General features: G+C 41.1%; 13 protein-coding genes. 9 read left to right on the top strand and 4 right to left on the bottom strand.

The window, feature by feature from the left end; all coding sequences use genetic code 11:
* The first annotated feature begins 440 nt into the window (after positions 1 to 440).
* From H6F44_RS06175 to atpA, 7 genes are all read left to right on the top strand, one after another.
* Positions 441 to 887: an ATP synthase subunit I gene (locus tag H6F44_RS06175; RefSeq protein ID WP_190350080.1), complete on the top strand. Its 447-nt coding sequence runs from the start codon at positions 441 to 443 to the stop codon at positions 885 to 887.
* Between the two features lie 32 nt (positions 888 to 919).
* A complete protein-coding gene (gene atpB / locus H6F44_RS06170) occupies positions 920 to 1,693 on the top strand; it encodes a F0F1 ATP synthase subunit A (RefSeq protein ID WP_190350079.1) in 774 nt (257 codons plus the stop codon).
* An 86-nt stretch (positions 1,694 to 1,779) separates the two neighbouring features.
* Complete coding sequence (atpE, locus tag H6F44_RS06165) at positions 1,780 to 2,025, top strand: ATP synthase F0 subunit C (protein ID WP_190350119.1); 246 nt, start codon at positions 1,780 to 1,782, stop codon at positions 2,023 to 2,025.
* 84 nt (positions 2,026 to 2,109) lie between these two features.
* A complete protein-coding gene (locus H6F44_RS06160; protein WP_190350078.1) occupies positions 2,110 to 2,607 on the top strand; it encodes a F0F1 ATP synthase subunit B' in 498 nt (165 codons plus the stop codon).
* A gap of 66 nt (positions 2,608 to 2,673) precedes the next feature.
* Entirely contained in the window at positions 2,674 to 3,207 is a 534-nt protein-coding gene (locus H6F44_RS06155; protein ID WP_190350077.1) for a F0F1 ATP synthase subunit B, read from the top strand.
* Between the two features lie 8 nt (positions 3,208 to 3,215).
* A complete protein-coding gene (gene atpH / locus H6F44_RS06150) occupies positions 3,216 to 3,773 on the top strand; it encodes an ATP synthase F1 subunit delta (protein WP_190350076.1) in 558 nt (185 codons plus the stop codon).
* Between the two features lie 159 nt (positions 3,774 to 3,932).
* Positions 3,933 to 5,450, top strand: coding sequence for a F0F1 ATP synthase subunit alpha (atpA, locus tag H6F44_RS06145; RefSeq protein ID WP_190350075.1), 1,518 nt, complete (start codon positions 3,933 to 3,935; stop codon positions 5,448 to 5,450).
* A 186-nt stretch (positions 5,451 to 5,636) separates the two neighbouring features.
* On the opposite strand, the gene H6F44_RS06140 is transcribed toward atpA, so the two are convergent.
* Both H6F44_RS06140 and H6F44_RS06135 read right to left on the bottom strand, forming a co-directional pair.
* Complete coding sequence (locus H6F44_RS06140) at positions 5,637 to 6,404, bottom strand: DUF1828 domain-containing protein (protein WP_190350074.1); 768 nt, start codon at positions 6,402 to 6,404, stop codon at positions 5,637 to 5,639.
* Between the two features lie 79 nt (positions 6,405 to 6,483).
* Positions 6,484 to 6,891: an EVE domain-containing protein gene (locus H6F44_RS06135; protein ID WP_190350073.1), complete on the bottom strand. Its 408-nt coding sequence runs from the start codon at positions 6,889 to 6,891 to the stop codon at positions 6,484 to 6,486.
* 61 nt (positions 6,892 to 6,952) lie between these two features.
* Here H6F44_RS06135 and H6F44_RS06130 point away from each other — a divergent pair, with 61 nt between their 5' ends.
* The gene (locus tag H6F44_RS06130) at positions 6,953 to 7,255 is read left to right on the top strand and encodes a DUF433 domain-containing protein (protein ID WP_190350072.1); all 303 of its coding nucleotides are present in this window, start codon (positions 6,953 to 6,955) and stop codon (positions 7,253 to 7,255) included.
* Positions 7,252 to 7,596 (top strand): DUF5615 family PIN-like protein, encoded by a 345-nt coding sequence (locus H6F44_RS06125; protein ID WP_190350071.1) that lies wholly within the window; start codon positions 7,252 to 7,254, stop codon positions 7,594 to 7,596. Before H6F44_RS06130 ends, H6F44_RS06125 begins: the two co-directional genes overlap by 4 nt.
* Positions 7,597 to 7,817: 221 nt before the next feature.
* Here the strand turns inward: H6F44_RS06125 and H6F44_RS06120 are convergent, their stop codons facing one another.
* Positions 7,818 to 9,257, bottom strand: a complete 1,440-nt coding sequence (locus H6F44_RS06120; RefSeq protein ID WP_190350070.1) for an AAA family ATPase — start codon at positions 9,255 to 9,257, stop codon at positions 7,818 to 7,820.
* A complete protein-coding gene (locus H6F44_RS06115; RefSeq protein ID WP_199302017.1) occupies positions 9,254 to 13,180 on the bottom strand; it encodes an Eco57I restriction-modification methylase domain-containing protein in 3,927 nt (1,308 codons plus the stop codon). The genes H6F44_RS06120 and H6F44_RS06115 overlap by 4 nt, the downstream gene beginning before the upstream one ends.
* Positions 13,181 to 13,226 lie beyond the last annotated feature (46 nt).

The following is a 13,226-nucleotide window of genomic DNA, read 5'->3' as shown; positions in this document are numbered from 1 at the left end:
TTTCGTAATATTCGCAATATTTTTTAGCAATATATTCTTGCAATAGCTCTCGGTTATGTTATCACCCTAACATAGCTCAAATAACTATCAATAAAATTCCTCTCAACTAAGATCATACTGCCTTGCCGCCCAAAACACAGGCATTATAAAGCAAATAATTAGACTTGCGCGGATTTGCTATGCACTCCTAACTATGCGTCATCAAGGGTTGTATTTTGTTTTGACAATGATAAAAACCTCATTTTCAATCCGTAGTTAGAGACTTGTAAAAAAATGTGACATATTGCGTGATATGCTTAGCAACGGTGTAGGCAGCTATATCCAAGTTTTCGGACAAATGTTTGGGGCGATAATCCCAGCGCTATGTCTTTGCAAAGTCCTTGCAAAAACTGCTAAATTGTTCAGCTAATTGTCCTAAAGGTTAGTCCTAAAAGTTAACAGTGAAGATTATTCCCGCAAAATCTAGTAACACTTCACCCAAGGCAGTGCAAATGTCGTCAGACCTAAGATCCGACGATCTAGAAGCATATAGTAGCCTTAAAGTAAAGTTAATTGTGATTACCATAATTGCTGGAATAGTAATTGATCTGGCTGTATGGATATTTTTCGGGCGGACGATTGCCCTCAGTTACGCTGTGGGCGCATTAGTTGGCACAGTGTACTTTAGAATGCTCGCTAAGAGTGTTGATCGCTTAGGCGGTGAGTCTAAAAGTCTCGGATTTTCCCGACTTGGGTTATTCATTGTACTGATAGTGATTGCTGCCAAATCTAAGCAACTGGAAATCCTACCTACGTTTTTAGGCTTTATGACCTATAAGCTAGCTGTATTAGTAATTATTGCCCAAGACTTGAGCCAAAACTTGAGTAGCGGGTTACATTCTCGCTGATTTAACCTCCTACAGGTTGTAACATATCGAACATGAGCGATTCATTAACTCTTGGCTATTCAATCAGCCACCAAACTAGTCTTGCCGCCTTAGAAGTGGGTAAACACTTTTATTGGCAATTCGGCAACCTAGCGGTACATGGTCAAGTATTAATCGTAAGCTGGATAGTCATGGGCGCGGTACTCATTGCTGCACTCATTGGCTCTAGCACCGCCAAAGCTGACCAGCGTGTTCCCGCAGGTTTTCAAAATTTTATGGAATATGCTCTGGAATATGTTCAGGGCATCGCCAAAGATCAAATTGGCGAAAAGCATTATAGAGAATGGGTACCATTTGTTGGTAGTCTATTCTTGTTTATCTTTGCTTCTAACTGGTTAGGAGCGCTAGTTCCTTGGAAGTTGATCGAACTGCCAGAGGGCGAGCTTACTGCCCCAACTAGTGACATCAATACCACAGTCGCTCTAGCATTATTAGTCTCCTTAGCCTATTTCTATGCTGGATTGAGCAAGCGTGGTTTGGAATACTTCACAAGGTACATCCAAGCTTCTCCCTTTCTCTTGCCTTTATGGGTTCTTGAAGACTTCACAAAGCCCCTCTCGCTGAGCTTCCGTCTGTTTGGGAACATTCTTGCGGATGAGTTAGTTGTAGGGGTGATGGTTCTGCTTGTACCCTTATTTGTGCCTCTGCCATTGATGATTCTTGGTTTGTTTACCAGTGCGATCCAAGCATTAATCTTTTCAACCTTGGCAGCGTCATATATTGGCGAAGCGATGGAAGGACATGGTGATGAGGGACATGAGCATTAAGCTCATTACTTCGTTCAAATGATTCGGGGAATCTATTTCCCATATACGTAAACACTTAAAATAATCAAAGAAGGAAAAAGAACGTGATCGATCCATTAGTAGCCTCAGCATCCGTAATCGCCGCTAGCGTAGCAGTTGGTCTTGGTGCAATTGGACCTGGTATTGGTCAAGGTACTGCTGCTAGCCGTGCTGTTGAAGGTATTGCTCGTCAGCCTGAAGCTGAAGGCAAAATCCGTGGCACATTGCTATTGAGCTTGGCTTTCATGGAAGCTCTTACCATTTACGGTCTAGTTGTTGCCCTCGTATTGCTATTCGCTAACCCTTTCGCCTAAGCAATTTTGAATTTTTAAGCAATTCTCTAAGCAATAAACAAGCAGTAAACAAGGGGCTTAAGCCCCTTGTCAACAAACATACTTATGACTATTTGGAACCTTTTTTCAACTGTTCTCGTGGCTGCTGAAGCTGTGGAACATAAAGGTGGCTTGTTTGATATCAATGCCACCCTTCCAATTATGGCGGTGCAGTTTGTTGTTTTTGTAGCGCTTCTGAACGTTGTTTTCTTCAAGCCCTTAACTAAAGCGATTGATGATCGTGATGACTATGTTAGGGAGCAGATCATTGCTGCTAAGGAACGCCTTGAAAAGGCTGAATTGGTGGTTAAGCAATATGAGCAAGAATTGGCATCTGCTCGCAAGGCGACTCAAAATGTCTTGACGACTGCTCAATCTGAAGCAAACAAGATTCGTAAAGAGCGTATTGATGCAGCTATGGCGGAAGCACAATCTAAAGTTGCTAGTGCGAAAGCTGAAATCGAAAAGCAAAAGCAAAATGCTACCGCATCTCTAGATGCGGAAGTAGAATCACTCAGCCGCCAAGTTCTAGAGAAATTACTAGGTAACTTAGTCAAATCTTAGTTTTGCTCATTCTAGATAGTTGCTATCTAGCATTCTGGCTGGTATTGAGTAATAAAAGTAACCTTTATGATTAAAAATTTCGTTTTAATTGCAAGTGAGTCGGTTGAACATTCTGGGATCGGCATTAATTCCGATATTCTGGAAACTAATCTGATTAACTTAGTGATCGTTATTGGTCTTTTGATCTATGCAGGTCGTGGATTTTTAGGCAAAATTCTCTCGGCACGCTTGGAGTCAATCCAGTCGGCGATCGCTGATGCAGAAAAGCGCCAGAAAGATGCTGCCGATAAGCTTGCAGTGCAGCAAGGCAAGCTGGCTCAAGCCAAAACTGAGTCTGATAGGTTGCGTAGTCAAGCGGAGGCTGATGCCAAGAAAGCGGCTGATGCAATTTTGGCAACTGTAGATGCTGATATCAACAGACTACGCGATGCTGCTGATCAAGAGATTGCCACAGATCAAGAGCGCGTTATTGTGCAATTGCGTCAGCAAGTTGCCGAGAAAGCTCTTGCCAGCGTTCAGTCCTATTTTGATCGTGGTTTGAGTGAATCTACTCAAATTGAGTTGATTGACCGTAGCATAGCCCTTTTGAGTTCTGACTAGGAGAAAACATGAAATCTAGTTCTGTTAGTCAAGCAGTTGTTGCTCCTTACGCCGAAGCTTTGATGGCATTGGCTCAAGAGCAGAATAATTTGGATGCGATCGCTAAAGATGTGCGTTTGCTTAGTGACACTCTGTCTGATTCAGTTGAATTAAGTGGATTGTTTGCGAGTCCTCTAATTGGAGCCGATGTAAAAAAAGGCGTAATTGAAGGGGTATTTGGTTCTCAGATTAATGCTATTACCAAAAGCTTTTTATTACTGTTAGTTGATCGTAAACGTATCGCTTTCTTGCGCGAAATTATCAATGAGTTTCAAGCTTTATTGCGCGTGATTGAGCAAGTTGCCCTTGCTGAAGTCACCACTGCTTTGAAGTTAAGCAGATCTCAGGAAGATAGTCTGCGCGATCGCGTCAAAGCAATGACCAAATCGAAGAGTGTTGAACTGGCCGTGACCATCAACCCCGACTTAATCGGCGGTGTGATCATCAAAGTTGGCTCTCAAGTCGTTGATGCTAGCATTCGCGGACAACTTCGCCGTCTAAAAAGCAGTCTTACTGTAGGCGTTTAGGCTGAAGTCAAGTAAAAAGGTAAAAGTAAAAAGTAAAAGTAATTACGAATTACCAATTACCAATTACGAATTATCAAAAAGCTAATAGCTAATCGCTAATAGCTAACCCCAAAAACATTAAAAACAAAATCGATCGCTGATAACTGGTAAAACACAACTATGGTTAGCATCAGACCTGACGAAATAAGCAATATTATCAAGCAGCAAATTGCTAATTATAACCAAGAGCTGCAAGTTTCCAACGTTGGTACTGTCCTGCAAGTCGGAGATGGTATCGCTCGTGTCTATGGCTTGGAACAGTGCATGGCTGGCGAGTTGCTGGAATTTGAAGATGGTACTGTCGGCATTGCGCTGAACCTTGAAGAAGACAACGTTGGTGTTGTGTTGATGGGTGAAGGTCGCAAAATCGCTGAAGGTAGCTCGGTTAAAGCAACTGGTAGAATTGCTCAGATCCCTGTGGGTGAGGCATTTATCGGTCGCGTTGTTGATGGTTTGGCTCAGCCTATTGATGGTAAGGGCGAAATCAAGGCAACCGAAACTCGTTTGATCGAGTCTCCAGCCCCAGGCATTATTGCTCGTAAATCCGTATTTGAACCCCTGCAAACTGGGATTACCGCGATCGATGCGATGATTCCTGTTGGTCGTGGTCAGCGCGAGTTGATCATTGGCGATCGCCAAACAGGTAAAACCTCCGTTGCCGTTGACACTATCATTAACCAAAAAGGTTTAGATTGTATCTGCGTATACGTGGCGATCGGTCAGAAGGCTTCCACAGTTGCCAACGTGGTTAACAAGCTCCGTGAAAGCGGCGCAATGGAATATACGATCGTGGTTATGGCAAGTGCCAACGATCCTGCCACCTTGCAATACCTCGCTCCTTACACAGGCGCAGCTTTGGCTGAGTACTTCATGTACAAGGGCAAAGGCACTTTGATTGTATATGATGACTTGTCCAAGCAAGCTCAGGCTTATCGCCAAATGGCGCTGCTGCTCCGTCGTCCACCAGGTCGTGAAGCCTATCCTGGAGACGTATTCTACTTACACTCTCGCTTGCTCGAACGGGCGGCGAAGTTGAGTGATGAACTTGGTGGTGGCTCCATGACCGCACTGCCCATCATCGAAACCCAAGCGGGTGACGTATCGGCATACATTCCTACCAATGTAATTTCGATTACCGACGGTCAAATCTTCTTGTCTTCGGACTTGTTCAACGCGGGTATTCGTCCTGCGATCAACCCTGGTATCTCGGTATCCCGTGTTGGTTCGGCAGCACAAATTAAGGCGATGAAACAGGTTGCAGGTAAGATCAAGCTCGAATTAGCGCAGTACGATGACCTCGTAGCATTCGCTCAGTTTGCATCTGATTTGGATAAAACCACTCAAGCTCAACTAGCTCGTGGTCAACGTCTCCGCGAAATTCTCAAGCAACCTCAATATTCACCATTGCCTGTTGGCGATCAAGTAGCGATTATTTACACCGCCATTAATGGCTACCTTGATGAACTGGAAGTTTCTCAAGTTGGTGCTTTTAACAAGGGTCTGCGTAACTACTTGGCAACTAGCAAGCCTAAGTACGGTGAAATCATCAATGCTGAGAAGAAGCTCTCTGATGAAGCGGAAACCATCTTAAAAGAAGCTCTCGTGGAATATAAGAAAACCTTCTTGGCTTCTGTGTAACTCATAAATTAATCTAAAAAAAAGAGGGCATCTGCCCTCTTTTTTATTTGTGAAAATACCGTTGAATGTATAGCCACATGGACGGTATCAGCATTAAAAACCTAAATTAGCCTCATCTGCCATGTGTAGAAGGAGATCTTTCGCCGTTCCCTATGTTGTGTAGGAGGCGGTGATTGTTTTTTATGTTTAGGCAGCAAGAAGCTCTATTAACTCTTCAGGTTGTGACCAGTAGGCGATGTCCGACAAGTCTTCAAGGATACTCATGTTGTCAGGAGTCCAGACATCTACTGTGTCATCGAATAATGAAATAAATCGCAGAGGTTCAATGCCAGTTTTAAGATGATTGAGGTCATACCAAGATGCGAGAACGTTGTTAACGCGACTGTTTGCGCTTGCGCGACTACCTGTACTTAAAACGTAGATGAGTGAACTGCGTTTTGGGTGTCTAGCATGAAAGTCTACTTTGCGCGATCGCCCCGATCTGCCAATATATTTTTCACCTTGATCGAAGGGGATTTTGTTTGTTTCGAGGAGTTCGGAGACTTCGCTTTGAATTGATTCAAAAGCTCTAGTTTTTTGAGTAAACCAAATATCAGAAACTCGTAATGCTGCCTGAGCAATGCGTGTTATATCTGCGGCAAGGCTACTGTTAACTGATGTTCGGGTTAGTAGCATTCCGCGATAAAGCTCAATATTGTGAGTTTGGCAAATATCTTGAAGGATTGCATCTTGTCTATTGGATCGATACTGCGATGTTGTTTGCATTTTTAGCCAACGCAGGGTTTCACCAAAATCTGTAAGGGTGTAGGTGTCTTGACGTTCCTTGAGGAAAATATCTATATAGTCGCCATCGGGATATAGATATGGTGTGCGAATTCGGACAGCATCGTTGACTAGCGAGCATTCGTATAGCTCGTTCATCTGGTTGGTTATTTTTTCACAGATGCTAGTCATTACAGGAATAGGTCTAGTTGTAAATGTGGGGGCTGATGTAAGCTCCCATTATGAATGATTTTAGACTCTAAAAATCTGTCTAATCTGTTGTCAGACTGTTTATTATCTCAAACTCATCTTTAGTTAATGGCATTACTGCGAGTCTTGGCTGTTTGACTAAGCCAATATTTGCTAATTCTGGGGTTTCTTTGATCTGGCTTAAGGTTATTGCTTTCTCAAAAGTTTCTACTGGCTCAAAGGTGACGCTTAACCATTTGGGATCATCGGTGGTTGGGTCTTGATGGGCGGTGACGATTACTTTCATTTTACCCATGATGCTGTTTCCTTCTTGGCTATGGTAAAACAAGACTTCATCGTTTAGTTGCATGGCTTTGAGGTTGTTCCGTGCTTGGGGATTGCGGACGGAATAGATTTCAAATTTGCCATGTAATAAGATTTTTTGCCAACTGTAGCGGAAGGGTGCGAATTTTACTAGCCAGTAGTTCATGGTTATCGTGTCCTAGATTGTCAGTGATAGAATTGTTTAGAAGCTAAGTATAAAGATAGCTATGACACTTGTCGCACCAAAACAACCCACAACAATAACTCGCTATGTAACTCGCAAATCCACAGGCGAACCAATCATCATTGGTACAAATACCTCTGTCAGAGCGATCGTTGGCTTGTGGAGATTAGGCACATCTCCCGAAGAAATTCCTAACTGCTTACCACATCTAACATTGGCTCAAGTATTCGATGCCCTGAGCTTCTATCAAGATAATCAAGCAGAAATAAATGAATATATCGATCGCAATCGCGTCCCAGAGCATTTAATTCATCCAGCCGTAAAAGCGGCAATGCAAAATCTGTGAAAATATTTGCCAGCTTATATCTTGATGAAGATATGAATAACATGGTTGCAACTCTACTGCGATCGCGTGGTATTGATGCTGTCACAGTTCAAAAGAGCGAGATGTTGGGTAAATCCGACCAAGAGCAATTAGCCTATGCTGCTGCTAATGACCGTTGCATTTTGACACACAACCGAGTTGATTACGAAGATTTACATTTGCAGTACGGGCAAGCCAATCTCACTCATTCAGGAATTATCGTAGTTCCTCAAAAAAGTCCCTATGAAATTGTCAATCGGGTCATGATTTTGTTGGACTCAATGACTGCTGATGAAATTGCCAATCAGTTGCTTTATGTTTAAGCAAGCAAACAGATAAATTGTGGCTGCGTTGTGAGGTTTTGGGCAAAGCATTCCCAATTTGAGATGGTTTAAAAAATCATAAATTGTGGCGGGAATGCTATCCCCCTACATGGGATTTAAATCTTAATCCGTGTTCCCTCTGATTATCTCCATCTCTTCGTCACTCAATCCATACAGACGCGCTACTATTTCGTCTATTTCCTGTTCCCATTGTATGTAAATCACTGGAGACGATCATGTAGTTGCTTAATAACCGCGATCGCAAGCTTAATCTCTCGGCGATATGTTGGCACTGGGCGAGAATGGCTGAGAGGATTTAGGATTCTCTGATTAGCTTTTTCAACATGACTTATTATTTTTGTATCCAAATTACTTTTTGGATGTACTTTCACAACTTCCCATAACTTATCAGCCTTTAAATTTTTAGGTTTAGAGAAATACGGGACTGGAGCATGGTATTTATCACAAAAGAATTTTAAAATTGCTTCATAAGCACTCCGAGTATATAGGGCTGCGGCTTTGTAATCGTGCGCTGCATAATACTCCTCAGCACGTCTGATATATTCTTCTCTACCTTTTGTTCGCTCGGCAAAAATTGGTAATTCTAATTCAGTATCATCAGCACAGTAAAATTCAAAAGCTTTCCACTTGGCTTTGTTTGGTTCAACAAAATGTTCACATAAAGTTTCAAACCATTCTAAATCGTAGGTCATAAGAAAAATTTGATACTTGTCTATAAAATGCTCGTCAATAATGTCTATGATTGGCAGTCGATTGGACATATCTAAACCAATTAGAACATCATCTAAAACTAGAATTGCTAAGTCTCCTTCTTGTACTGGATTGAGTTTTAGTGCCGCGAGATATATTGAGATCCCAATAGCAGAAAGTTTAGCTTCATTGAGATAATCGGGGTGTTTACCTTCTAATTTTTGACTAGCAAATTCTATATTTAGGATAATTTTTTGTCCTTTAATAGATTTTGTTGATTGATCATAAAATATCTGAACTGGATCGAATTTAAGTGTTACTTTATCGTATTTAAATTCTGCAAAAATTGATGTCAGTTCACTTTGTAGTTGATCCAAAATATCGTTTAATCCTTCGTTAAAATTTAGAATATTAGATTCTAGTTCTTTGATTTTTGTTTTATACCGATTATCAATTGGTAGTCCTTCTTTTAGATTCTTCCAATGCTCTTGAAATGTCTTACGAGGACTTGTAGCAGGATTTTCAATATCTGCGAGAAGTGTAAAGACTAAAAGCTCAAATAGGTTTACTTGTGTTTCGGTAGGTTTGAGATAATGGGTTGCTAAAATGTCTCGATATTCTAGGAATCCACTATATTTGTAGCCAGCTAATATTTCAGGCGATTGAGGAATATTAGTTTTTGTCCATTCATAGGGTATTCCATTGTTGAGAGTGAGTTTGATATAAATATCGTCTGTTTGCGCGGCAAATAGGTTGCGATTAGGCTTATCTCCAATGCTGAGTTGTTTTCTAGCGGAACTTAGGAAATATTTAAGCGCAAGAAATAGCGATGATTTTCCACTACCATTTTCGCCGTAAATAATGGCATTTTTACCAACATTATGTAGATTAATCGGATGCACTTTATTAAAACCACGAAAGTTCTTAATTTCAATCTCTTGAATTCTCATGATTTGCCCTCAATGATATGAACAACGGGAATAGTATTTAGCAAAAATAGGTTATGCCGTATTGGATGCTCTTTGTCAAATAGTCGCCCAAATATTTGACGCAGTTCTTGTGTTTTATCACCTTGAATTATTTCTAAGTTTGGTAGATTTTCTGACAAGATATAACGCATAAAATATTTATCATGCGTGTGAAGCTCTTCGGGTAAATATAGCTCCATGACTAAGGCATCAATAATTTCCTCGAAGTACCTATTCATCCGTTTATCGGAGACGGATTGATCTAAGGTTGTGGGATTACTAGGAATGTCTTTGAGGGCGGCGGTGAGGTGGAGGACATAGCCTACAAGGGTTTCTATTGCTTTTTGTTCTGCTTCGGTAGCGGTGGGGATGGGGAAATCTTTCATGAAGATTGAACTTGGCTCATAAAAATCACCTTGCAATTTTGGTAATAGCTTATCGAACAAAAATGTCATTACACTAGAGTTAAGAATTGCGAGTAAAGTTTTATCGTTGCAAGGAATAATAAATGCTTTTTGATTTGTGTAATAGCCCGATTCATCCCAAGCAAATTCATTGCGTTTACAAATATTTGGATAGATAATTTTAGGTTTTTCAAACTCTTCCCAGTAAGCAACATTGTCTTGAATGTCATGCCATTTATAGTTACCAGCTTTTCTTCCTACACTTGGTGTAAGTTGTTGCTTATATTGACCGAGATGTTTTTCAATCGCTGGATATTTTTTAATGTCAGTGCCACGCCTTGTAAAAATCAGCCATAGATCCTGATAATCTAAGCTCCATCGTTTGACATCACGACCACGAAGTAAAGGTTTAATAACTTCAGCAGATGATGGATGTTCAGAGATTAATTTATCTCTTGTTGCTTGATCGATCACAAAAGCCTCATTAAACCCTGTCAAAATACCACGATAAAATTTACCGTTTACATATTCACCCAAAGGTTTGCCAGCATTTCGTAACTTAGTCAATAAATCTAAAACCTGTGTGTTTTCTAATCGCCAACCATCAGCTTTTAGTGCAGATTGTGGCATCAAGAAATTTTGAGCATCAAACACTGTTGGAAACTCGTTTAATGTTTCCGTTTGCTTCCAAGAAAGCGCCTTTAACCTTGCGTCCTTACTAGCCTTTTCCTTACTAAATAAAATAATGCTAGGATAGGCAATAGCTGTAAAAACATCCGTATCCCCAAAATCAACAAGCTGCTGAATTGTCGTATTTTTACCCAGAAAATCGCGCAACTTTTCACCATAACCAGAACGGAAATATTTATTCGAGCAGATATAACTCAAAACGCCGCCAGTATTTAGCAACTGATAACCACGCTCAAAGAAATAAACAAATAAGTCAGCAACACCCGTATAACAAGAAAATTGCTTTTGTAAAGTTGGTTTGAGTTCCTTAATTTGCTCCTGTCTCACATAAGGCGGATTCCCAATCACAATATCAAAACCATCGGCAACTCCAAACATCCACTCAGGATCGAAGAAATTTGCAGACGCATTTTGATCATAGGGCTTCCAATTTTGCAACAGATCCACGTTTGGGAACTTGTTCCGTAACAAAATCTCGGCAATCTCCCGACATAACTGCTCATCCTCATCGCGTTTTTTGCGCTTCGTTGCCAAAGACCTCGCAAAGAAATGTTCTCGCCGCAACTTCTCTAAATGCACCTGTTTCGCTTGGATTTCCTGTGTATCAAAAATCGACAACTGCTGATTTTTCTCAATGCCAATCAGCGTATTCGCCGCCACAAACTTTGTTTCCAAATTTGGCAAAGGCAAAATACCTCGATTTGTATTAGGCTTAGTATCATCCACCTTCTGCTCAACGATTAGCGCAATAAAACAGCGCAATTTCGCAATTTGTAAAGCAATAGGCTGAATATCCACCCCATAAATGCAATTTTGGATTAAAAATAACTTACGCGGATAATCCATCTCATTTTCAAAGCTTGACTCAATCTGTGCCAAACGTTCTTTTAGTTGAGCGATCGCCTTGTCTCTTGCCTCCTCATAACTAATTTTTTCCGCAAATTGAATATCCTGTAATAAAGGCGCGATCGCCTTCTCCTTTTGTTGTTTTCTCCATCGCTCATTATGCGGATCGAGCTTTGCCAGAATATGTACCATTTTCTGCAAAACACCCATCGGAAAAGCTCCCGACCCACAAGCAGGATCGAGAATCTTGCAATTATCCAAAGCCTTAATTAAACGCTCTTGCACAGCCTCATCACCCGCAAAAGGATTCACATCATCAAAGGAAATTAACTGTCGCAACTTCTGCTCTAACTCAGCCTCTTTACCCTTAAAGGGATTTTGATTTAACTGCTCCTGAATCGTTAACTGACCAGCCTTATACTCATTCCCAAAAATATCTGTCTGCCTCTTACCCACCTCCAGAAAAACCACATTTTCCTTTAACAACTGATTCTTGAGATAAGCTATCAAACTCTCATCCACCATGTAATTAACAATTTCACGAGGCGTATAAAAAGACCCCGTCTGCTTCCTAGCTGTCGTCTGTGTTTCAGGATTGTAAGCCGCCAATAAGTTCTCAAACACCTGACCTAACAACTCAGGATCGAGCGCCACATCTTCCTCAAAAGGCGTATTTTCAGCGATGGTGAACTTATAACTCTTAAAGATTTCGATTAAGCCGCGTACCTGATACTTCTTGCGACTCGTCCCAAAATCGGCATTGAGATCTACATCTTGCAACTCACCAAAAAACAACTCGTTGGGGACAGATAATACATTAGAGGGGTGATTGCTAAACCCATCAATACGTTTTGCCGTATCAGGTTTGTCTTTTTCTGAAGGGACATCCAAACACTCAAACAAACCACCATTTAAAAAAGGAATATCAGCAAAATATTTTTTGATGATCTGATCAGACTCCTGAAAATAGTCTTTATAGCGAAACACATTATGTACCATGTGCTGCGAGTTACGTCCGCCCGAACTCTCCTTAATAAACTCGCGCTTACCCTCTGTATTCAAAGTCGCAAAAAACAAATTCTGCAAAATCGCCTTGTAATAGGTGCTTTCCTGTGGCTCTAAACTCTTGAGAATAGACTGAATATCTTCTTTATCAAACAAAGCATCAGGCACTAATCCCTTCTCCTTAAGGAACCACACAAACATCAATCGCGTAATTAACCGAATTAAGCTCTCCTGATTGTCTGGCTTTGCATCCTTCGGAAAAAACACCTGCTTACAAGCATGAAAATACCAAGTCGAAACCTCTTTGTAAAACTGCTTATTTAACAGACTGACATCAAGTACCTTTTGCCAATATTTATATAACTTGTCAAAGGAATCCACCCGATCCTTACCAGCATTAGGAATCTTGAGATCCGCCAAAATTTTCTTATGTCCCGAATGGGTATTGTTAATATCAATATCCCGTAACAGCGTTACTTTGCCAGCCTTTTCTCCTTCCTGATTTCGCTTAAACTTAGACCGCTCCGTATTCGCAAACGCTAGATATTCCCCATCAGCACCTGCATACTTAAACACCACCACCACAGGCGTATAACAAAACTCTCGATTAAAAGCACGGGATATTTCCGCAAGCTGCGATCGCGTTGGCAACAAACCACCATCGCGCCCCCCTTCTCGAACTTTGAGCGTCACCCCAAAAATAACAATCCCATCATAATCCGACTTAATCTGCGAAATATCTAAACTCTTACCACCTCGAAACGCCGCATCATCCACCATCCCCAAAAAATAAACCTCATCAATCAACCGAAAAGACTCATTATCCTTATAATTGCTTTCTAGAATATTTTCAGCAGCGATCGGCGCATCCGTCACAGAGGCGATCGGCACTTGCAACGCCTTAAAAAACTCGCGCAAAGCAGGCAAAAAATCTAATTGATTAAAGATGGTTAAATTCATATCAAGGTCAGAATCGCGGATTATACGGATTAAAGGATTTCACGGA

It is taken from the genome of Pseudanabaena cinerea FACHB-1277, assembly GCF_014696345.1.
Taxonomy (GTDB): Bacteria; Cyanobacteriota; Cyanobacteriia; order Pseudanabaenales; family Pseudanabaenaceae; genus Pseudanabaena; species Pseudanabaena cinerea.
The sequence above is the reverse complement of the archived record's forward strand: the minus strand, read 5'-3'. Positions and strand labels throughout refer to the sequence as shown.